This is a genomic window from Streptomyces sp. Alt3, from assembly GCF_030719215.1.
GTDB lineage: Bacteria > Actinomycetota > Actinomycetes > Streptomycetales > Streptomycetaceae > Streptomyces > Streptomyces glycanivorans.
In genome coordinates this window covers 5,368,588-5,389,264 of sequence record NZ_CP120983.1, presented here as the reverse complement: position 1 = coordinate 5,389,264, position 20,677 = coordinate 5,368,588, and the positions used below count along the sequence as shown (strand labels likewise).

At 71.3% G+C, this 20,677-nt stretch carries 15 protein-coding genes; 6 read left to right on the top strand and 9 right to left on the bottom strand.

Translation table 11 applies throughout. The features are described from left to right. Positions 1 to 9: 9 nt before the first annotated feature. Complete coding sequence (locus P8A20_RS23715) at positions 10 to 3,096, bottom strand: glycosyl hydrolase (protein ID WP_306104219.1); 3,087 nt, start codon at positions 3,094 to 3,096, stop codon at positions 10 to 12. A gap of 482 nt (positions 3,097 to 3,578) precedes the next feature. Between P8A20_RS23715 and P8A20_RS23710 the strand changes: the two genes are divergently transcribed. The 6 genes from P8A20_RS23710 to P8A20_RS23685 all read left to right on the top strand — a co-directional run bounded on the left by P8A20_RS23710 (position 3,579) and on the right by P8A20_RS23685 (position 9,506). Continuing rightward, on the top strand, positions 3,579 to 4,148 hold the full coding sequence (locus tag P8A20_RS23710) for a GNAT family N-acetyltransferase (RefSeq protein WP_306104218.1): 570 nt from the start codon (positions 3,579 to 3,581) through the stop codon (positions 4,146 to 4,148). A gap of 271 nt (positions 4,149 to 4,419) precedes the next feature. Then, entirely contained in the window at positions 4,420 to 5,943 is a 1,524-nt protein-coding gene (locus tag P8A20_RS23705) for a sugar ABC transporter ATP-binding protein (RefSeq protein ID WP_147960792.1), read from the top strand. Then, positions 5,940 to 6,992, top strand: a complete 1,053-nt coding sequence (locus P8A20_RS23700) for an ABC transporter permease (protein ID WP_147960793.1) — start codon at positions 5,940 to 5,942, stop codon at positions 6,990 to 6,992. The genes P8A20_RS23705 and P8A20_RS23700 overlap by 4 nt, the downstream gene beginning before the upstream one ends. Further along, entirely contained in the window at positions 6,976 to 8,028 is a 1,053-nt protein-coding gene (locus P8A20_RS23695; protein ID WP_306104217.1) for an ABC transporter permease, read from the top strand. Before P8A20_RS23700 ends, P8A20_RS23695 begins: the two co-directional genes overlap by 17 nt. A gap of 62 nt (positions 8,029 to 8,090) precedes the next feature. After that, the gene (rhaS, locus tag P8A20_RS23690) at positions 8,091 to 9,176 is read left to right on the top strand and encodes a rhamnose ABC transporter substrate-binding protein (RefSeq protein WP_306104216.1); all 1,086 of its coding nucleotides are present in this window, start codon (positions 8,091 to 8,093) and stop codon (positions 9,174 to 9,176) included. 15 nt (positions 9,177 to 9,191) lie between these two features. Then, positions 9,192 to 9,506 (top strand): L-rhamnose mutarotase, encoded by a 315-nt coding sequence (locus tag P8A20_RS23685; RefSeq protein ID WP_147963477.1) that lies wholly within the window; start codon positions 9,192 to 9,194, stop codon positions 9,504 to 9,506. Positions 9,507 to 9,551: 45 nt separating this feature from the next. Here P8A20_RS23685 and P8A20_RS23680 read toward each other — a convergent pair whose 3' ends face one another. The 8 genes from P8A20_RS23680 to P8A20_RS23645 form a co-directional block, all read right to left on the bottom strand. Then, the gene (locus P8A20_RS23680; protein WP_147963478.1) at positions 9,552 to 10,745 is read right to left on the bottom strand and encodes a wHTH domain-containing protein; all 1,194 of its coding nucleotides are present in this window, start codon (positions 10,743 to 10,745) and stop codon (positions 9,552 to 9,554) included. Positions 10,746 to 10,797: 52 nt separating this feature from the next. Further along, the gene (locus tag P8A20_RS23675) at positions 10,798 to 11,757 is read right to left on the bottom strand and encodes an STM4015 family protein (protein ID WP_147963479.1); all 960 of its coding nucleotides are present in this window, start codon (positions 11,755 to 11,757) and stop codon (positions 10,798 to 10,800) included. A gap of 109 nt (positions 11,758 to 11,866) precedes the next feature. After that, positions 11,867 to 13,447, bottom strand: a complete 1,581-nt coding sequence (locus tag P8A20_RS23670; protein ID WP_306105191.1) for a vWA domain-containing protein — start codon at positions 13,445 to 13,447, stop codon at positions 11,867 to 11,869. 126 nt (positions 13,448 to 13,573) lie between these two features. Then, a complete protein-coding gene (locus P8A20_RS23665) occupies positions 13,574 to 14,458 on the bottom strand; it encodes an ABC transporter permease (protein WP_147963480.1) in 885 nt (294 codons plus the stop codon). Next, positions 14,455 to 17,244 (bottom strand): alpha/beta fold hydrolase, encoded by a 2,790-nt coding sequence (locus P8A20_RS23660; RefSeq protein WP_306104215.1) that lies wholly within the window; start codon positions 17,242 to 17,244, stop codon positions 14,455 to 14,457. The genes P8A20_RS23665 and P8A20_RS23660 overlap by 4 nt, the downstream gene beginning before the upstream one ends. A gap of 217 nt (positions 17,245 to 17,461) precedes the next feature. Next, positions 17,462 to 18,064, bottom strand: a complete 603-nt coding sequence (locus P8A20_RS23655) for a DUF4291 domain-containing protein (RefSeq protein WP_371606436.1) — start codon at positions 18,062 to 18,064, stop codon at positions 17,462 to 17,464. A gap of 224 nt (positions 18,065 to 18,288) precedes the next feature. Then, positions 18,289 to 19,380, bottom strand: coding sequence for a C40 family peptidase (locus P8A20_RS23650; RefSeq protein ID WP_306104213.1), 1,092 nt, complete (start codon positions 19,378 to 19,380; stop codon positions 18,289 to 18,291). Between the two features lie 214 nt (positions 19,381 to 19,594). Next, positions 19,595 to 20,638: an aminoglycoside phosphotransferase family protein gene (locus P8A20_RS23645; RefSeq protein ID WP_306104212.1), complete on the bottom strand. Its 1,044-nt coding sequence runs from the start codon at positions 20,636 to 20,638 to the stop codon at positions 19,595 to 19,597. Positions 20,639 to 20,677 lie beyond the last annotated feature (39 nt).

The following is a 20,677-nucleotide window of genomic DNA, read 5'->3' as shown; positions in this document are numbered from 1 at the left end:
CCCCTCGTCTCAGCGGCCGGCGGCCGCCCTGCCGTACGGAACGAGTCGCACGGGCCCCACCAGGCCGTACTTCTGCCGCTGCGCCACACCGAAGACGGGCGCGTTCGACACCCTGAGCCGGTTGAGCAGGGTCGTGGCGACCTCAACCTCGATGGTGTTGGTCCCCCTGCGCAGATACGGACCGACGTCGACGGCGGTCGTCACCTGGTCCGCGGGCGGCAGATGGCGCCCGTTGACGGTGACCCGGTAGGTGTCGAAGACCTCGCCCAGCTCCAGCGTCGCGCCGTGACCGCCGGTCCAGGGCCGGCCGAGGCCGAGGGTGACGCGGTAGCGGCCGATGCCGGAGGAATCGGCCAGCTCCGGGATCTCGGACCAGGGGACGAGCCCGTCGAGCTCGACCGTGCGGCGGGTCCTGCGGGTGGTGGAGGGGGTGGCGCCCGGGGTCCAGTCCTCGGCCGTCAGCGTCCAGCGGGTCAGCGGGACCGGCTCCGGTACGTCGTCGATGACCGCCGTGACCGTGCGGCCGTCGCCGAGGGTCGTGGCGTACGTCCCCGGGCGGGTGTCCCGGATCTCGGGCCTGCCGTCGGCGGCGCGGCGCACCTCGGCGGCCTCGGTCGCGGTGGCGTGCCACTGCGGGGCGGGGCCGGTGGCCCAACGGCCGGGCCGGGCGGTCGCGATGATCGTGGTCGCGCCGGGTTCGAGGGTGACGCGGATCCGCAGCCGTCCGTCGGACAGCCGCGTGTAGGCCGCGAGCGGTTCGATCGTGCCGGTCCACGCGTCGAGGCGGTACGGCACGACGTCGCGGTGGCGGGTGGTGAGCGTGACGTCGTGGCTGATCCGGGTGCCGGTCGAGTTCTTCCTGCTGACCGCGTCGTTGGCGAAGAAGTAGTAGTCGGCGTCGCTGTCGGCGCGGTGGTTGTGCAGCAGCATCGACGGTTCGGCGTACTCGACGTCCCGGGTCAGGCCGAGCGCCGCGATGCCCTGCGGGACGTCGGGGCGGTCGGGGACGTTGCTGACGGTGGGCTGGGCGAGGAGCTTCCGTATCAGTGCGAGGAGCCTGTCGTTGTCGCCGGTGCGGGGCATGCCCGGCACATGGCCGTCGCTCCAGTCGCCGATGACGATGATCGGCAGGCCCTTGCGGGCGTAGCCGAGGAGTTTCTCGGCCACGTCGGTCTGGAGGGTGTGCTCACGGCCGATCATGACGTCGCCGTCGACGAGCAGCGCCTTGTACGCCGGCCCGTCGGGCGCGAGTACGCCGTTCCTCACCACGGCGTTCGGGAGGTCGAGCAGGCGTGGGCTGAGGAAGAGGTGGGTCCAGCCGACCGGTACACCGTCGGCGGTGAACCAGGACGCGCCGAGTCCGGAGCCGGCGTAGCCCTTCTGCCACAGGACACCGACGTCGACCTTGTTGACCCCGGTCTGAAGCACCTGCTGGGTGCGGCTCAAGTAGCCCGCGATGTCCGGGAAATGTCCCCAGGTCGGCTGGCGCGGGCCCCAGGCCTCGCCGTAGCCCGTACCGCCGTTGTACGGGGAGAAGGCGGCGAAGCCGGGCCAGGCGGCGCCGGGCGCGGAGGCGTAGGCGAAGCCGTGGAAGACGGCCTGGTTCACTCCGGCCGCGTACTGGGTCACGAGCTTCTTGAGCGTGGCGTCCCAGGTGGTGGCGTAGGCGCCGCCCGCGGTGCCGCCGGCCTCGTTGGAGAGGATGAGCTTGCCGCCCATGTCCCGGCCGCCCGCCAGGGTGCGGAAGTCGTCGAGGTTCTTGAAGCCGAGCGACTCGCCCTCGGAGATGTCGAGGACGGCCGCCTTGTACATGGCGTCGGTCTGGAGTCCGTACGGCTGGATGCGCAGCTGGAGCCCGAGGGAGTGGGCCCATTTCTGCACCGGCAGCAGGTGGTTCTCGACGTACAGCTCGGTGACGACCTCCATGAAGTCCCGCCGGACCGCCTTGTTGGTGACGGCGTCGAAGGCGAAGACGTACTTCTCCTTCGTCTGGAGGAGCGCGGGCAGGTACGGGGCGAGGGCGTAGCCCGTGCGGCGTTCGAACTCGGCCGCGATGCCCGGGGTCCAGAGCGTGGCGTGCGTCTCCATCTCGATGGAGTCCTCGAAGAGCGCGCCGCCGTTCTCGCGCAGCAGCGCGCGCATGCGGGAGGTGAGGATGTGCTCCTCCCAGTGGTCGATCACCGCGCGGGTGCCCGCCGCGCTGAAGTGGTCGACGACGTAGCTGAGCGGGGAGGTGTGCGCGGGGCCTTCGGGGCGCTGGCCGGAGCCCCGCTCCCAGCAGGCGATGACGAGCCATGTGCCCTCGTCGGGGGCCGTCCACTCCAGGGTTCCGTCCGCGGGCACGCGGGAGGTGAGATCGGTGACGGTGTCCAGGTCGAGCTGTACGGGTGTGGCCGTGGGCGAGGCACCGGCGGCGACCCGGGCGGCCAGGGCCCGGTGGAGCGTGCGGGTGGTGACGCCGGAGCCCGGGGCGGTGACGGGCTCGGGCAACGGCCCGGAGTACGCGCCGCCGGCCGGGAGGACCGTGACGCCGTGGGCGAGCTCCTTGACCGCGCCGGGGCTGTCGGGCGTGATGCCGGGGACGGCCGCCGGCCAGGCCGGACCGAGGGTGAGGTCGACGACGATGTCGCGCTTGCGGGCCCTGCGCAGAGCGGTTTCGACGGCGTCGGTCCAGGCGCGGGTACCCCAGCCGTGTCGTACCGGGTCGACGGGTTCGGAGAGGCTGTGGGTGACCGCGGCGATCTCGACGCCGCCGAATCCGGCGGCCGCGATCTGATCGATCTCGCGCTCGATCTCGTCGCTGTCGACCAGCGCGTCCGGCCACCACCAGCGGAACTTGGGCCGGACGGGAGCGGCAGGGTCGGCGAAGCGGCGGGCGAAGGCGCCCTTGGCGGCGGGGCCGCCGGCCGGGGAGGCCGGCGCGGCGGTCGCGGTCCCCTCGGAGAGGGGCAGCGCGGCGAGGGCACCGGCCGCCGCGGCCATCCCGAGGACGGCCCGTCGTCGGAGGCTGCTCAGCGGGCCTGTCCCGTCGTCCGCTCCGGCTCTCGTCGCCGCTTCGTTCCCGGCCGTCTCTCCGGAGCCCGGTCTGTTCTGCATCTCGCCACCCTGCTGGTTCGCCCGTCGGCACGCATGCCGTCCGAGCGGACGGACATGCAGGTTTTAACGTTTCAATATCCCGGCAGGAAGATACGCAGACCGCCACGTCGACCACAAGAGCCGTGCACGACCTCCTCCCCCACGGGCGCCGCGAGTCGGGAGAACCGATGCGGAGCAGTGCGGACAACAAGTGACGAAACACCCTGCGCCACAGGGCAGTTCCCCGCCGGAGAGCATCCCGGGGCCGCACAGCAGGGGGCCCTCTCGCGCCGATGAAGGCATAAAACGATTCAACCGCGCCTCGACGTCACCCCCAGGATGAAGCGCTCCACACCCCATCCCCCGGTCCACTCGCCCCGCAGGCTCCGCACAGGAGACCGCGAACCTCCCCGTCGAGACCCCGGGTGCCGCCACGACGGCACTTCGGGCCGGGGCGTCGCGACCTATCCTTTCCGGAACGGTCCAGGGCGGGGAGTGGTGCGATGACGCGGATCCGGCGGATGGAAGGTGCGGACCTCGCCGCGCACACCGAAGGGATCCGCCAGGTGTACGCCGACGTGTTCTCGGCGCCGCCGTGGAACGAGGGCCCCTCGGCGGCAGCCCGGTACGCCGAGCGGCTCGCCGGCGACGCGGCGCGCCCCGGGTTCACCGCAGCCCTGGCACTCGACGGGGACGCCGTCACCGGCTTCGCCACCGCCTGGACCACACCCGGCACCTTCCCCTCCGGCCGCAGCTACGGGCATGTCGCCGAGGCGCTCGGCCCGGACCGGGTCACGGCGTGGCTGTGCGGGGCCGTGGAAGTGGACGAACTGGCCGTGTCCCCCGGATGCCGAGGCACCGGACTGGGGGCGGCGCTGCTGTCGGCGGTCACCGAGGACGCACCGGGCGGTCGGTGCTGGCTGCTCACATCCGTGCACGCCGAGGCGGCACTGCGCTTCTACCGGCGCGCGGGCTGGCACCAGGTCCAGGTGCCGGTTCCCGGCAGGGCGGGGCTGACCGTTCTCCTCGGACCGGCCCATCCGGCAGCCGCGGACCCCGCCGTCCGGACCTGAACGGGCGGCACCTGGTGCGCACTTGCGAGTGCAGCGATGCATGACCGTTATATGAATCGATTCAAGCGCACGGAAGATAGTGGACTGCCCTGAACGCTGTCAAGGGCGCCCGCCCCTCACCCCCTTTCAGGTCGTACATCGCGCCTCTTCCTGGAACTTCTCGGCATCAACCCATTGACTGCGCCCGCAATCCCCGTTTAGCTTCCGAGCAACCTGATTGAAACCTTTCACGGCGGGTGGCGCGGAACGGTCCCACCGCTGAGGAGCTCCCATGAACCAGTCCGCCCCGGACCCGGCCCCGGTCCTGGCCTTGAAGGGCGTGAGCAAGTCCTTCGGTGCCGTACGGGCTCTGCAGGACGTGTCTTTGCAGTTGTTCCCCGGCGAGGCCCACGCACTCGCGGGGGAGAACGGCGCAGGCAAGTCGACCCTGATCAAGGCCCTCGCCGGAGTGCACCGACCGGACAGCGGCGAGGTGCTCCTCGACGGCGAGCCCGTCGTCTTCCACGGCCCGGCGGACGCACGCGACGCCGGCATCGCCGTCATCTACCAGGAGCCGACGCTATTCCCCGATCTCTCCATCGCGGAGAACATCTTCATGGGCCGTCAGCCCCGGCGGTCCCTGGGGCGCATCGACCGCAGAGCCGTGCACGAGACAACCGCCGCACTGATGCGGAGGCTCGGGGTCGATCTCGCCCCGGACCGGCCCGCCCGCGGGCTGTCGATCGCCGACCAGCAGATCGTCGAGATCGCCAAGGCGCTCTCCTTCGACGCCCGCGTCCTGATCATGGACGAGCCGACGGCCGCCCTGACCGGCAGCGAGACCGCCCGGCTCTTCGCCGTCGTCCGCGCACTGCGCGCGGAGGGCGCGGCGGTGCTGTTCATCTCCCACCGCCTCGACGAGATCTTCGAGCTGTGCCAGCGCGTCACGACCCTGCGGGACGGCCGGTGGATCTCCTCCGAGCCGCTCGAGGGGCTCACCGAGGACGACCTGGTGCGCAGGATGGTGGGGCGTGACCTCGACGACCTCTACCCCAAGCAGGACGCCGAGGTCGGCGAGGTCGCCCTGTCGGTGCACCGGCTGACCCGCGAGGGCGTCTTCCGCGACGTGTCCTTCGACGTCCGCCGCGGCGAGATCGTCGCGCTCGCCGGGCTTGTCGGTGCCGGGCGCACGGAGGTCGCCCAGGCGGTCTTCGGTGTGGACCGCGCCGACGCGGGCGAGGTGAAGGTGGCGGGCACGGTGCTGCGCCCCGGTTCGCCGACCGCCGCGATGGACGCCGGTCTCGCGCTCGTACCGGAGGACCGGCGCCAGCGTGGTCTGGTCATGGATATGTCGATCGAGCGCAACATCGGCCTCACCGGCTTGAACGAGGTCCGCAAGCGCGGGCTCGTCAGCCGGGCTCTGGAGCACGACAGGGCCGCCGACTGGGCGGTGCGCCTCCAGCTCAAGTACAACCGGCTGGCCGACACCGTGGGCGTGCTCTCGGGCGGCAACCAGCAGAAGGTCGTGCTGGCCAAGTGGCTGGCGACCGGGCCCGCCGTGCTGATCGTCGACGAACCGACCCGCGGGATCGACGTCGGCACCAAGGCGGAGGTCCACCGGCTGCTCTCCTCACTCGCGGCGGACGGCCTGGCCGTACTGATGATCTCCTCCGATCTCCCCGAGGTCATCGGGATGGCCGACCGGGTGCTCGTGATGCACGAGGGCCGGCTCGTCGCCGAGATCCCGCGCGGCAGCGCCACCGAGGAGTCGGTCATGGCCGCGGCCACCGGACGCAATGAAAGGGCAGCGGCATGACCACCACCATCGGGAGTCCCCCCGACACCGCGAAGGCGCCGGAGCGGAGTGCCTCCTCGCTCGTGGACGCGGTCTTCCGGGCGCGCGAGATCTCCATCGCCGGGGCGCTGGTCCTGCTGATCCTCGGAACCTACCTGGCCAACCCGCTCTTCCTGTCCGACCAGGGCGTCAAGGACCTGCTGCTCAACGCGTCGATCCTGGTGCTGCTCGCGGTCGGCCAGTCCGCCGTGGTGATCACCCGGAACATCGACCTGTCGGTCGGCTCGGTCGTGGGCCTCTCCGCCTTCGCCTGCGGCAAGTTCGTCGCGGGGACCGACCACGGGGTGCTGACGGTGATGCTGCTCGGCATTGCCATCGGTGTGGTCTGCGGCCTGGTGTCCGGCGCCCTCGTCAGCTTCGGCAGGGTCCCGGCGCTCGTGGTGACCCTGGGCATGCTCTACATCATCCAGGGCATCGACTACTGGTGGGCGCAGGGTGAGCAGATCAGCGCCTCCGACGTGCCCGAGGCGGTTCTGGGCCTCGGCAGCGGCAGTGTCCTGGGCGTCCCGTACCTGCCGCTGATCGCGCTGGTCCTGCTCGCGGCGACGGCGTACTTCCTGCGCGGCTACCGCTCGGGGCGCGAGCTGTACGCGATCGGGTCGAGCCCCGAGGCCGCCCGCCTCGCCGGAATTCCGATCCGCCGCCGGGTGCTCGCCGCGTACGCCTTCTCCGGGGCGGTGGCCGGCTTCGCCGGGGCCCTGTGGCTGGCCCGCTTCGGCACCGTCGTCGCGGACAACGCGCACGGCTGGGAGCTGACCGTCGTCAGCGCCGTCGTCGTGGGCGGTGTCGCCATCACCGGCGGCACCGGCACCGTATGGGGCGCGGCGCTCGGCGCCCTGCTGCTCACCACCATCGGCAGCGTCCTGGTCGTGCTGAAGGTGGACTCCTTCTGGCAGGGCGCCATCACCGGTGCCCTCCTCCTGCTGGCCATCAGCGTCGACCGGATCGTGAACCTGCGGATGACCGCCGCACTGAGGAAGAGGAACGCCCGTCATGACCACGGCGCCTGACACCAAGGCGGCTCCCACGCCGCGGGCCGGATCCAAGCCCTCTCCCGTGCGCAGCCTGGCGCTGCGCTGGGACACCGCGGTCGGTGTCCTGCTGGTGGCGGTTCTCGTCGTCGGGCTCGGGACCACCGAGGGCTTCGGTTCAGCTGAGAACCTCGCGTTCGCCTTCAACGACATCGCCGAGGTCGCGATCATCGCCCTGCCGATGACCCTCCTGGTCGTCGCCGGCCAGGTCGATCTTTCGGTCGCCTCCATGCTGGGCCTGGGCAGCGCGCTGACCGGTGCGCTCTGGGAGGCGGGCTGGGCGTTCGAGACGATCGTCCCGGTGGTGCTCCTGGTGGGCGTCGCCGGAGGTCTCCTCAACGGCTGGCTGGTCACCAAGGTGGGGCTGCCGTCCCTGGCCGTCACCATCGGCACCCTGGCGCTCTACCGCGGGCTGGCCTCGGTGGCGCTCGGCAGCGACGCGGTGACGGACTTCCCGCAGGTCTACGCGGACTGGGCCGTCGACACCACGACCGTCCCGGGCACCTTCCTCACCTATCCGGTGCTGCTCTTCATCGTCCTGGCCGCGGTCACCGCGGTGGTGCTGCACGCCACCGGACTCGGCCGCTCCCTCTTCGCGATCGGCTCCCAGGAGGAGGCCGCGTACTTCGCCGGCATCCGGGTCAAGCGGATCAAGCTGCTGCTCTTCGTCGTGACCGGGCTGTTCTCCGCGTTCGCGGGTGTCGTCTTCACCCTCCGGTACGGAAGCGCCCGCGCGGACAACGGACTCGGCTTCGAAATGCTCGTCATCGCGTCCGTCCTGCTCGGCGGCATCGACTTCGACGGCGGGAAGGGCACTCTCTTCGGCGCGGTCGCCGGTGTCCTGCTGATCGGTGTCCTGAAGAACCTGCTCACGCTCAACGACATCGCCAACGAGGTGCAGGTCATCGTGACCGGACTGCTGCTCGTGGCGTCCGTCCTGACCCCACGGGTCATCGCCACGGTCGTCGAACGACGGCACCGGCGGGCCGCGAACACCCCCGCGCCCCAGCCGTGACCCCTCCCCCTCTCCCCCGTCTCCGTCCTTCCCAGCTCCTTCATCGAAAGGCACACGCCGCCATGATGCTCCGCAATGCCGCCGGGCGCCGCGCCGTCGCGACCGCAGCCACCGCCGTCTCCCTCGCCCTGGCCCTGACCGCCTGTTCCGGCACCACGAAGGACAGCAAGGAGAGCGGGGGCGCGAAGGCCGCGAGCTCGGCGAAGGCCGACCCGGACGCCCCGCTGAAGAAGGGCCTGAAGATCGCCTTCCTGCCCAAGCAGATCAACAACCCGTACGAGAAGATCGTCGACGAGGCGGGCATCGAGGCGGCGAAGGAGTACGGCGGCACGGGCAAGGAGGTCGGCCCGTCCGACGCGAACGCGTCCTCGCAGGTCTCCTACATCAACACCCTGATCCAGCAGCGCCAGGACGCCATCCTCGTCGCGGCGAACGACCCTAACGCGGTGTGCGGCCCGCTCAAGCAGGCGATGAAGAAGGACATCAAGGTCGTCGCGTACGACTCCGACACGGCGAAGGACTGCCGGCAGCTCTTCATCAACCAGGCCAGCTCGGAGGAGATCGGCCGCAGCCTGGTGAGGCACCTCGGGGAGCAGATCGGCTACAAGGGCAAGGTCGCGATCCTGTCGGCCACGCAGAACGCGACGAACCAGAACACCTGGATCGAGTTCATGAAGGAGGAGCTGAAGCTCCCCGAGTACAAGGAGATGGAACTGGTCAAGGTCGCGTACGGCGACGACGCGGACCAGAAGTCGTTCCAGCAGACGCAGGGCCTCATGCAGGCCTACCCGGACCTCAAGGGCATCATCTCCCCCACGACGGTCGGTATCGCCGCCGCGGCACGCTACCTGAGCGACTCCTCGTACAAGGGCAAGGTCGTGCTGAACGGTCTCGGCACGCCGAACCAGATGCGCAAGTACGTCAAGGACGGCACGGTCGAGCAGTTCTCGCTCTGGAACCCGGAGGAGCTCGGGTACCTCGGCTCCTACGCGGCCGCCGCGCTGGCATCGGGGCAGATCACCGGCGCGGAGGGCGAGAAGTTCGAGGCGGGCAAGCTCGGTGAGTACACGATCGGCAAGGACGGCGAGGTCATCCTCGGCGAGCCGACCGTCTTCGACTCCAAGAACATCGACACGTTCGACTTCTGATCGGGGGCCGACTCCATGCAGCGCGTCTGTTTTCTGCTGAAGGTCCGTGAGGACCGCAAGGACGAGTACCGCGAGCGCCACGCCGCGGTGTGGCCGGACATGCTCGCCGCGCTGTCGGAGGCGGGCTGGCACAACTACTCGCTGTTCCTGCGCGAGGACGGCCTGCTGGTCGGGTATCTGGAGACGGAGGACTTCGACGCGGCCCGGAACGCGATGGCCGCGACGGAGGTCAACGCCCGGTGGCAGCGGGACATGGCCGAGTTCTTCGAGCAGTCGGAGGCCGCCGACGAGGCCATGGTCCCGCTGACCGAGGTGTTCCACCTGGCCTGACCGGCGTCCGCCCCGGCTGTCCGTGACGGCCGGGGCGGACCTGGGTCAGGACGCGGCGAGCGCACCCCGTACGTCCGGGTACTCCACCTCGTCGGGGAGCGTGTAGCCCAGGGCGGTCAGCCGTGAGGCGACGTCCGCGGGGCTCCGGCCCGTCAGGCTCGCGCTGCGCAGGACGTTCTCCAGGTGGACGTCGTCGAGGTAGGACCGGTCGACGGTCTCCAGCAGCCGGACGTCCGCCTCGTCGGCGGTTTCCGGCAGCTCGGCGTTCTCGTGCAGCCAGTGCCCCAGCTCGGTCAGCCTCGCGGTGATCCCGGCGGGGCTCCGCCCGGTGGCGAGGGCGGCGCGCAGGATGTGCCGCATCCGAAGGCCGACGACCGTGTTCCTCTGCAACCAGGGCCGGCAGCCGTCGAGTTCCTCGCTGAGGATGACGAGGTCGTCGTCCTGCGGGGAGTCGGGCACCGCTGCGCCCGGTCCCCCGACCCCCAGCACCTTCAGCCTGGCCACGATGTCCGCGGGCCGGCGCCCCGTCTCCCGCGCGACGGCGAGGACGTGCCCGAGGGGTGCCGACGCGTAACGGCCGGGATAGCGGGCGTGGTGGGTGTCACCGAACCTGAGGATCCGCTCGTCGTCGGGCTCGGGGGTGTACGGGAGCCGGAGGCCGAGAGCGGACATGCGCGTGGCGGCGGCATGTGGGCTGCAGGCCAGGTACTCGGCCGCCTCGAGCACATGGGCGGCGGACACCTCGTCGCCCCATCCGAGCCAACTGCCGTCGCCCCGGCGGTCCGTGCGGATCAGCATGACGTCACGGGGGTTCGGCGACCCGGGGAGCGGTCCGCTGTCGCCGAGCCGGTAGCCGAGGGCCGTCAGTCGGCGGGCGATGTCGGCGGGAGAGCTCTTGGCGTGCCCCGCCGTTTCGACGATCTCGCGCAGTGACACGGGCTCACCGACATCGATCCACTGCTGCGAGTAGCTGTCGTGCCCCTTCCTCTTGACCAGCTCGGCGTCCTCGATGCCGATGGAGTCGGGCCAGAGGGCTCCGGAATGCTGGACATCGGTGTGTCCCAGGGCGGCCAGCCGGGCGACGACCGCGGTGGGGGCGTGGCCCCGTACGGCCGCGGCGTACAGCACATGCGCGTACGGCACCTGCCCGGTGGGGCTCAGCCAGGGGCGCCGGCCGTTGAGATGGCGGCTGACGAGCAGAAGGTCGTCCGGGTCCTGGAACTCGGGGGTGTATCTCATCGTGCGGGCCTTTCGACAGCGGAGGAGGAGCGGCCGGGCTCGGCGAGGGCGGTCATTCGCTCACGGCGACGTACCGGTTGGGCCCTGTCCCGAGCTCGGGAAACCTTTCGTCCTCCTCTTCGTTCCGTGCGGTGAGGTCCACCCGCACCCCCTGCGGCTCCAGCTCCGTCCAGATCCGCAGCATCATGTCCTCGCTGAGGAAGTGGTGCGAGAGGTCGAGCTCCCGCAGGTGGCCGAGCGACTGGCCGGTCAGGAGCGCCTCCGCGCCCCCGTCGCCGAGGGTGCCCATCGACAGGCTCAGCGAGCTGAGCCGGCGTACGACCGGGGCGGAGGCCAGGGCCGCCGCCAACTCGTCCTGGTGCGGGCCGTTCTGCAGCCCCAGGTGTCGCAGGGCGGGCTTGCCGGTGCCGGCGAGCAGGGGGGCCAGGTCCTCGGCCGTGGTGCCACCGCCGTAGTCCTCGTCGCCCAGCCACAGCTCCAGGCGTTCCAGGGACGGCAGGGAAGCGGCGGCGATCTGGGCTGCGGCGGCGGGCGGCAGCCCGCCGGACTCGACGCGCAGCACCCGAAGCCCTTCGTGGCCCGTCACGGGGAACCGCAGCCCGTCGCCCCCTCGCACGGCCAGTTCCCGCAGGCCTGGAAACGTCTCCAGGAGCTCCGCGAGATCGTCCAGAGCGATCGTGGAGATCATCGCCTCCTCGTCCTCCAGATCGCCGAGGAACAAGGCTTCGAGCCCGGTGAACCGGGGAGCCAGATCGATCAGCTCGTGCAGACCGCTGCCGCCCTCGCCGTCGTACCAGGGGCTGCCGAAGACCAGGGCGCGTATCCCGCCCAGGTCGACCGACTCGGTGAACCGCCCCCAGTAGGATTCGTATTCTTCGTCGGACGAGTACGGCCCGCAGTGCAGACGCCAGGCCACGGCTCCCGCGTCGGGCAGATCCGTGGGGTCCGCGTACGGCGGAAAGGTGAAGGCCGGCAGTCCGTGGAACTGCGCGACATGGTGGACGTACGACAACTCGCGTCTCCTGAAGGCCTGTTCGGTTGGTGTCGTAGTTTTCTACCAGCCGCCACCGACAGGACGGGCCCGGTCGGGGTACTCACCCGCCGGGCCCCGGTCGGCCGTGTCAGCCGAGCTCGCCCTCGTCACCCGGCGGTTCGTCGTCGCCGCCGCTCCTGATCCGGTCGGCCTGCTCGATCATCGTGGCGAGCCTCTCCACCGCGCTGTCCTCGGTGGATGAGGCCAGCTTCCTCGCCCGGGTGGCGAGTTCGCCGAGCGCGGGCGTCCCGGGGAGGTCGCCGCCTCGCAGGGTGTCCGCGAAGTACGCGGCCACCGCGGTCACCTGGAGCCGTGCGCCTGCACCGTCCCAGAGCTTTCCGCCGACCGCGCCGGTCTCCACCGAACCGGTCTCCTCGTGGGCCTTCCGCGTCTTCGGGTCCAGCCAGCGCACGGTGGCCGTCGCGACGTGGCCGGAGGCACCCTTGCGGAGCCGTACGGCGTAGAGCGCGGTCACCGTGTGGCCGGGGCCGACCTCACCGCCGTCGACACCGTCGTCACGGAAGTCCTCGTCGGCGACCTTGCGGTTCTCGTAGCCGATCAGTTCGAACTGCTGGACCGTCCTGCGGTCGAAGGCCACCTGGGCCTTGGCGTCACGGGCCCGGAGTTCGACATGGGCGGGAAGCTGGTCGACGAAGACCTTCCTGGCCTGTGTCTCGTCGGCGATGTAGGTGGTGTTGCCGTCGCCCTTGTTGGTGAGGCGTTCCATCAGCTCGTCGCCGTAGTCGCTGCCGACCCCGACCCCGAAGAGGGTGATGCCGTACTCCTTGCGGGCGTCCCCCACGCGTTCCAGGATCGCGTCGGCACCGGTCTCGCCGGTGTTGGCGAGGGCGTCGGAGAGCAGGACGACCCGGTTGGTGGCGCCCTTGCGGTGACCCTCGACCGCCTCCCCGTAGCCCCGTTCGACGCCGGCCGCCACGTTCGTGGAGTCGGCGGGCTCCATCTCCTCGATGGCGTCGCGGAGCTTGGCGCGGTTGCCCTGGAGCCGGGTCATCGGAAGCCGGGTCTCTGCCTCCTCGCTGAAGGTGACCAGGGACACGGAGTCGTCGTCGCGCAGTTCGTCGGCGAGGATCCCCAGCGAGGTCTTCGCCAGGTCGAGGCGGCCCGGTTCGGCCATGGAACCGGAGATGTCGACGACGAAGGTCAGTGCGGCGGGAGGGCGTTCAGCGGTGTTCGAGGCGGCCTTGGTGGCGAGCCCGACCCGGACGAGCGACCAGTCCGCGGCGTCGGAACGTGCGCCGTCGACGCTCACCGCGAAGCCGTTGCCCTTCGGGCGCTCGTAGCCCTGGCGGAAGCTGTTGACGAACTCCTCCGGGCGCACCGTGTCCGCTGCCGGCAGCTGTCCGTCGCCGAGGGTGCGGCGCGCGTATCCGTAGCTCGCGGTGTCCACGTCGAGAGCGAAGGTCGACAGGTAGTCGGGCGCCGCGCTCTCCCGGGCCGGGCCGTCCTCCGCCCGGCTCGCTCCGTCCTCCTGCTGCGGTGCCGCGGACCCGCCGGAGGGCTGCCTCCCCCCGGCGGGTCCGCCACTGCCGGCACCGCGGTCGAATCCGGAATCGCTGGTCGTACCCGATCCGCTGCATCCGGTCATCAGGATCCCGCCCACCAGGAGGAGCGCGAGCCCTCCCCGATACGTCCTTGCCCTGCGGTCCATCCGTACCCCCCACGTCGTAGACATCTGTGAATGTGACGTGTGAGGAGGCCGGGCGGAGTCGTCAGAAGCGTTGCGGAACCGTCTCGATGGCGCAACGGCGGGCGGTGGCGTGGCGGAACGTCAAGGTCAGGACACGATGTCCTTACGACTGAACCCGCGGAAGGCGAAGGCGAACAGGATCAGGGCATAGGTCACCGACACCGCGGCGCCCTTGACCATGCCGCCCCATTCGAGATCGGGCTGGAGTGCGTCGGCCCAGGCGAACTGCCAGTGCGCGGGCAGGAACTCACGCCAGTCCCCGAGAGCGGTGACCGCGTCCAGGACGTTGCCGACGATCGTCAGCCCGACCGCGCCTCCCACGGCGCCCAGCGGTGCGTCCGTCTTCGTCGACAGCCAGAACGCCAGCCCCGCGGTGACGAGTTGCGAGACGAAGATGAAGGCGACGACCAGTGCGAGGCGGGGCACGGTGTCCGAGGTGGCCAGCGCGCCCCCGGTGGGAAGCTTGAGCGGCCCCCAGCCGTACGCGACGGCTCCCGCGCCCAGTGCGACGAGCGGCAGCAGCACCATTGCGGCGAGGCTGAAGCCGAGTGCCACGACGAGCTTGCTCCACAGCAGCCTGGCCCGGGGCACGGGTGCCGCGAGGAGGTAGCGCAGCGAGGACCAGCTGGCCTCGGAGGCCACGGTGTCCCCGCAGAACAGGGCGACCGGGACGACGAGCAGGAATCCGGCGGAGACGAAGAGGCAGGTCGCCGCGAAGTTCGCCCCGGACTCCGTCGCGACGTCCATGAGGTTGATCCGCGAGCCGCCCCCGCCGCCTCCTTCGCCACCCGGCGTGCCGCCGATGGCGAAGGCGATGATCAGGATGAACGGCAGGGCCGCCAGCACCCCGCCCATGAGCAGGGTGCGGCGCCTGCGCAGCTGCCTCATCGCCTCGACGCGCAGCGGCAGGGTCCGGCGGGCGTGGTAGCCGGGGGCTTCGGCGAGGGCCTGGATCTCTGGTGCGGAGCTCATGCGGATCCTTGGGAGATGAGGGTGAGGAACGCGTCCTCCAGGCGGCGGTGCGGCCCGACGCCCGTCACCGGCACGTCGAGACGCACCAGTTCGGCGACGAGCTGCGCCGCGGTGGCGCCGTCGAGACGGACCAGCAGCCCGTGGCCGTCGTCCGTGCGGACGGCGGAGCCGATGCCCGGAAGGGCGGCCGCCTTGTCCACGAGTGCTTCGGTGACCTCGGCGCCCGTGGTGACGAGCAGCATGTCCCCGGAGCCGGTGATCTCGGCGACGGGTCCGGCCTGGACGAGCTGTCCGCGGTCCATGACCACCAGGTGCGTGCAGGACTGTTCGACCTCGGAGAGGAGGTGGCTGGACACGATCACGGTCCGGCCGCCGGCCGCGTACCGGATCATGACGTCCCGCATCTCGCGGATCTGGGGCGGGTCGAGGCCGTTGGTCGGTTCGTCGAGGATGAGCAGGTCCGGCATGCCGAGCATGGCCTGGGCGATGGCGAGACGCTGCCGCATGCCCTGGGAGTAGGTGCGCACGGCGCGGGCCAGGGCGTCGCCGAGCCCGGCGATCTCCAGGGCCTCGTCGATGTGGGCGTCCTCGGCGGGCCGCCCGGTCGCCTGCCAGTACAGCTCCAGGTTGGAGCGGCCGGACAGGTGCGGGAGGAAACCGGCGCCTTCGACGAAGGACCCCACGCGGGACAGCACGGGCGCCCCGGGGCGGATCGCGTGCCCGAAGACCCGGATCTCGCCGGCGTCGGGGGTGATGAGCCCCATCAGCATGCGCAGGGTGGTGGTCTTCCCGGCGCCGTTCGGTCCGAGGAGGCCGAGGACCTGACCCTTCTCGACGCGGAAGCCGAGGTCGCGCACCGCGTACCGGTCGGTGGACTTGGCGTACTTCTTGGACAGGCCCGTGATCTGCAGAGGAACACCGGTCAGGGCCGGGTCCGGGGCGGGGGTGGCGGTGCGCCTGCGTGCGGTGAGCAGGAGGGCCGCGGCGATGACCGCGGCTGCTGCGGGGAGGCCCCAGGTCCACCAGGGCAGGGTGGCCGCCGCGGTCTTCACGCCGGGTGCGGTGGGCACGGTCAGCGCCCCGTCGAGGGTGACGGTGTACGTCGCGGGCTCGGCGGGTGAGGCGTAGGCGAGGTCGGTCGCCGAGAGGACGAGGCGGAGCCGGTGTCCGGCGTCGACCTCGTGGTCGACGGCGGGCAGGGTCAGCTCGACCGGCTTGCCCTGCTCGGCAGGAGTGATCCGGTAGGGGGAGACGAGCTGGGAGGGCAGCACCTGCTGCTTCCCGTCCGGCGAGACGTCGTAGACCTTGCCGAACAGCACCGCGTCGCCGTGGTCCGCCTTCACGTCCACGGTGACGGTGGGAGATCCGGTGATGTGGACGGAGCGCTCCAGCGGGGCGGACTCGAAGCGTGCGTACTGCCCGGGGAAGTCGAGGGAGAGCCCGACGCCGAGGGACGAGAGCTGGGAGAGCCCGCCCCCGATGCCGGGGAGGGCGGAGACGGAGGGCGGGGCTGCTCCGGCGGGGTTGCGGAAGGTCTGGGTGAGGCCGTCCGGTGCCTTACGTCCGCTGCCTGCGCCGCCGGTGGCCGGGGTGTCCTGGTCCCCTCCGCCGGTGGTGTCGTCCTGCCCGCCACCACCGGTCATGCCGCCCTGGCCGCCGCCCGTCGCGGGCTGCTGCCCGGCGCCGGTCAGGGGGATCTTCCGTCCGCCGCTGGTCAGCCCGGGGTAAGCGTCGCTGTCGGCACCGCGCTTCAGGGCGGCGCCGTCGGTGGAGTCGACGCCACCGGTCCGGGTCACACGGAAGCCGGGCCCGGTGTCGGCGCCCTCGTCCTTCTTCAGATAGCGGTCGAACCAGTCACCGACCCGGCCCTGGACGCGATCGCCCTCGTCGTCCCCGCCGTCGTGCCCTCCGGAGATCCAGTCGACGGACACGGGTGCGCCGTTGGCCTTGATGGCCTCGGCCATGGCGTCCGCCTGGCCGAGGGGGAACAGGGAGTCGCTCTGGCCCTGGAGGATGAGCGCCGGCACGTCGATCCGGTCGGCCACGGCCTCGGGGGAACGTTCACTCAGCAGTTCACGCGCGGCGGTGTCCGGCTTGCCGCTGACCGCGACCCGCTCGTACATCTCGCACAGCTCCTTCTGGAACCTCTGGCAGCCGCCGCCGGAGCTGACGAAGATCCCGGCCCAGAGCTTCTTGAACACGCCGTCGGGGAACAGCGCGTCGGCGAGGTTCCAGTAGCTGATCACCGGTGCGATGGCGTCGACGCGTTCGTCGTACCCGGCGGCGAGCAGGGACACGGCGCCGCCGTACGAGGCGCCGGTGACACCGACGCGCGGGTCGCCCTTCGCGTCGAGCTCCACCTCGGGCCGGTCGGCGAGCCAGTCGATGAGCCCGGAGACGTCCTTGACCTCGCCGTCGGGGGCGTTGAGGGTGATCTCCCCGGTGGTCCTCCCGAATCCCCGGGCGGACCAGGTCATGACGGCGTACCCGTCGGCCGCCAGCTTCTCGGCCTGTGCGCGCACGTCGTTCTTGCTGCCGCCGAAGCCGTGTCCGATCAGGACGGCCGGCCGGCGCCCGGTGCCTCCGGACGTGAAGTACGAGGTGTCGACCGACACCCCGTTCATCTTCAGCATCTGGTCCTGCCGGTGCACGGACGGCTCACTGTCGTCGGCGGTGGCGGTCCAGGTACCGGCGCCCACGAGCACGGCGAGGGCGGCGACGACCGCGGCCCACCGGCCTCGGGTACGGGGCAGCCGGTGCCGCCACCGGGAAGTCGGGTTCTCCATGACTCGACCCTAAACGGAGCGGCCCGGAGGCCGGGGCGCCCCCGGGGGGAGGTGCGCGGCATCCCTGGGAGGTACGTCCGGCCCTCCTCGTACTCCGCATGCGGTACACCCGGCCCCACGAAAGGGCACATACGCGCACATCCGCACCAGTCGCGCCACCACCACCGCGGGGCTCCCCTGCGCGCTTCCGAGGACGGAGCCGTGGAGGTGCCGGCCCTCAGCGGCCGGCCGGCACCGGAGCACCGAGGCCGGTGAGGGGTGTTTCGACGGGCAGGAGAGCGGATGCCCTGTCGGTCTCGCCCGTCCTGACGAGTGCGTGGATCTCGTGGGCGAGCGGCGTGACGTCGGTGACGGAGACCAGCCACTCGTCCGCGTAACGCCGTGCCGCCTCCCCGCTCAGTCCGAGCTGGAGGGAGCGGTGCGGCAGCGCGTTCAGGTGGAGGTCGCGTTCCGGGTCCCACTGGACGCGGGTGGGGCTGCGGCGCAGGTTCCGCCGCCAGGTGGCCTGGTCCGGGTGCACTCCCCTGACGTAGTGCGAGAGTTCGGCGTTATCCAGGGCCCAGGCGAGGCCCTCGCGGGTGATCTCCACGGCGAGTACGGTCTCCTGGCCCTCCTTGGTGCCCCAGCCGCAGCGGTACATCATCCACAGGAAGCTGGGCTTGATCCACGTCATGCGGTCGCGCTTCCAGGCGGGCGGGAAACGCCCGTCACGGGCGGCGGGCAGTCCGATCGCGGGTTGATAGGCCTGGTACACGGTGACGGTGGAGTCGGTGTGCCGCGCGCGGATCTCGTGACGCGGCTGACCGGTCTGGTCGTTCATGCGCCTCAGCATGAGGGCTCTCCGCGCCTTACGGCATCCGGTTTTCGCCGCGTGGACCGGGCCGTCCCGGTCTCGTCGGTGATCGCGGGCCACGCGCCGGCGACGGACGGGGCGGGCACGGCGACGGACGGGGCGGGCACGGCGACGGACGGGGCGGGCACGGCGACGGCTCCTTCCCGCCGCCTGCGCGGTGGGAAGGAGCCGTCGCCCAGGGGCCGCCCGCGTCAGCGGGTGCCGAGCAGGACGCGCCAGGTCTCCGGGCCGACGACGCCGTCGACCTTCAGGTGGTGCTTCTTCTGGAATGCGACCACCGCCGACTTCGTCTTAGAGCCGTAGGAGCCGTCGAGCGCGAGACCGTAGCCGTAGACGTTCAGCTGTGTCTGCGCCGCCTTCACCGCCTGGCCGGTCGAACCGGACCGCACCGTCCTGATCAGCTTGGACCAGGTGTTCGGGCCGATGACGCCGTCGGCGGCCAGGGACCGGGACCTCTGGAACGTGATCACAGCGGAGCGGGTCTTCGTGCCGAAGACGCCGTCGGCCTCGACCTTGTGGCCCCCGGCGGCCAGCAGCCGCTGGGCGGACCTCACGTCCGCGCCCCGGGAACCGCTCTTGAGGACCGGCCAGGAGACGCTCGGGGAGGGAAGCTGCCCGCCACCGCCACCGCCACCCAGCTTGACCGGACGGAAGGGGTCGTAGTTGTCACTGCCGATCCCGTACCTGAGCTGCCGGTGGGTCGTGCCGTACGTACCGCGCTGTTCGTACGCCCAGTAGGCACTGTGCGACGCGTTGACCCACTTCTCGAAGATCACCACATGGCGGAAGTCGCCGTCGGTGGTGCTGTAGTCGATCAGCAGGTCACCCTTCTTGAGCTGACTCACGCTGCTGAGCCGCTTGGTGACACCGTTGCGCGAGTCGGCCAGTCCCACGGTGTTCAGGCCGGGCTTCCCCAGCCCGAGCGCCATCGACACGAAGCCGGAGCAGTCCTGCCGGTATCCGTCCTTCCAGTTGCGCTCCATGCTGTAGGGGACCGGGCCCCCCTTGTCGGCCGTGAGCCACGTGCGGGCCCGGTTGATCATCGTGTCGCGCGAGAGCGTGGCCGTGGCCATCGTCGAGAACTCGCCGGCCTGGGTGACGAGCGCGCTGTCGGCCTCGGGCTCGGGCCCGTAGTCGGTCTCCTGTCCCGCGGCGACCGTCACCGGATCCGAGGAGTCACTGATGGCGATCGACGTCACGGCGATTGCGGACGCAACGCCTCCGGCGGCAACACCCATGAGAGCGAGACGCGTACGCCGCGTGAGCTGGCTTCGAAGAGACATGATTCCCCCGTATTCCTTCTGCTGTGGCACATGTTGTGGCACGCCGACCCGGGTGGGCCGAGCGGGTTCCGAGCACTTGCCGTACTTCGGGGACTACGTGAGCCCCTGGCGAAGAATCACAATGGCAAACTTTGCAGCCCGGGCCCAGCCCTGTACGGAAGCCACATCAGTCAGTGACGCGACCCCGACAATGTCTCGGCTGTGTGACTGCCGCTCAGGGGCGCCGCGTGGGCACCGGGCGGAGCGCCGGCCAGCGGTCGAGGAGCGCGCGTCGCAGGTCCGACGCGAGAATCCGGAGTCTCCGCAGCTCCCTGTGGTCCGCCGTCGTCGCGGCGACCACTCCGAGCCGGTGGACGAGGCGTTGGCGGGCGGTGGCCGTGCCCCATCGCCAGTCCTCGTGCGGGAGCCGGGCCAGATGGTCGGTGCTGCCCCGGTGGGCGCGCTGGACCAGGGCGTCGCCCCGGATCAGCCAGCCGGCGCAGGCGTCGGCGAGACCGGCGTCCGGGAGCGGGGTGCCGGTCCCGGCGTGCCAGGCCGTGCGGTAGGCGGTCTCCGCGCGTTCCAGCAGGGGGCCTGCCGCCCTGGTGACGCACCAGCAGGTCGGGAACCCGACGCGGAGATAGGCGAGTTCCATCAGGCCGCTGCCGAGGGAGGCCTGCTCGAAGTCGATGAACCTGACGCCGTCGGGGGTGTGCAGGTCGTTGCCGGGGCACGGGTCGCCGTGGAGCAGGGCGGTCCCTTCCGCCCGGCCGAGGCGGTCCACGAGGGCGTGGAGCTCGTCCCGCACCCCGGGCCCCTCGGTGACCCCGAGCGTCCCGGCCAGGGTGAGGAACGAGCTGACGTCGGCGGCGGTCGGGCCCTGCCAGCGGGGAAGGGCACCGGCGTCCTCGGGGCCGGCGGTGCTGTGCAGCCGGGCGAGGGCCGTCGCGTAGTCGACGATCCACTCGGCGGCGGGCCGCCGGTGGTCGAGGTGTTCGAGGACGAGGACCCGCTCGGCGGGGTCGGTCCCGAGGAGGGCGGGCACGACCGGGGAGCCGGGCGCCCGGCCGGCGATGCGCAGGGCCGCCACCTCGCGCGTGTACCGCTCGTCGGCCTCGGGGGCTTCCACCAGTTGTTTCAGCACGGCCGGCCGACCGGCCAGCTCGATGCGCCAGACCCGTGAACGGGGGCTGCTCTCCAGGAGGGACGGGTCCGCGGCGGGCGGGCCCAGCCGGTCCCTCAGCGCCTCACCGAACGGAAGCTGCGACGGCGTCTCCATGGGGCCAGTGTTCCACTGCGGGCTCCCGCGTCTCCCTGG

What these genes read in the sequence shown, in the direction of transcription:
- P8A20_RS23715 (WP_306104219.1), bottom strand. Translation starts at nt 3,096, where the DNA reads ATGCAGAACAGACCGGGCTCCGGAGAGACGGCCGGGAACGAAGCGGCG.
- P8A20_RS23710 (WP_306104218.1), top strand. Translation starts at nt 3,579, where the DNA reads ATGACGCGGATCCGGCGGATGGAAGGTGCGGACCTCGCCGCGCACACC.
- P8A20_RS23705 (WP_147960792.1), top strand. Translation starts at nt 4,420, where the DNA reads ATGAACCAGTCCGCCCCGGACCCGGCCCCGGTCCTGGCCTTGAAGGGC.
- P8A20_RS23700 (WP_147960793.1), top strand. Translation starts at nt 5,940, where the DNA reads ATGACCACCACCATCGGGAGTCCCCCCGACACCGCGAAGGCGCCGGAG.
- P8A20_RS23695 (WP_306104217.1), top strand. Translation starts at nt 6,976, where the DNA reads ATGACCACGGCGCCTGACACCAAGGCGGCTCCCACGCCGCGGGCCGGA.
- rhaS (WP_306104216.1), top strand. Translation starts at nt 8,091, where the DNA reads ATGATGCTCCGCAATGCCGCCGGGCGCCGCGCCGTCGCGACCGCAGCC.
- P8A20_RS23685 (WP_147963477.1), top strand. Translation starts at nt 9,192, where the DNA reads ATGCAGCGCGTCTGTTTTCTGCTGAAGGTCCGTGAGGACCGCAAGGAC.
- P8A20_RS23680 (WP_147963478.1), bottom strand. Translation starts at nt 10,745, where the DNA reads ATGAGATACACCCCCGAGTTCCAGGACCCGGACGACCTTCTGCTCGTC.
- P8A20_RS23670 (WP_306105191.1), bottom strand. Translation starts at nt 13,447, where the DNA reads ATGGACCGCAGGGCAAGGACGTATCGGGGAGGGCTCGCGCTCCTCCTG.
- P8A20_RS23665 (WP_147963480.1), bottom strand. Translation starts at nt 14,458, where the DNA reads ATGAGCTCCGCACCAGAGATCCAGGCCCTCGCCGAAGCCCCCGGCTAC.
- P8A20_RS23660 (WP_306104215.1), bottom strand. Translation starts at nt 17,244, where the DNA reads ATGGAGAACCCGACTTCCCGGTGGCGGCACCGGCTGCCCCGTACCCGA.
- P8A20_RS23655 (WP_371606436.1), bottom strand. Translation starts at nt 18,064, where the DNA reads ATGAACGACCAGACCGGTCAGCCGCGTCACGAGATCCGCGCGCGGCAC.
- P8A20_RS23650 (WP_306104213.1), bottom strand. Translation starts at nt 19,380, where the DNA reads ATGTCTCTTCGAAGCCAGCTCACGCGGCGTACGCGTCTCGCTCTCATG.
- P8A20_RS23645 (WP_306104212.1), bottom strand. Translation starts at nt 20,638, where the DNA reads ATGGAGACGCCGTCGCAGCTTCCGTTCGGTGAGGCGCTGAGGGACCGG.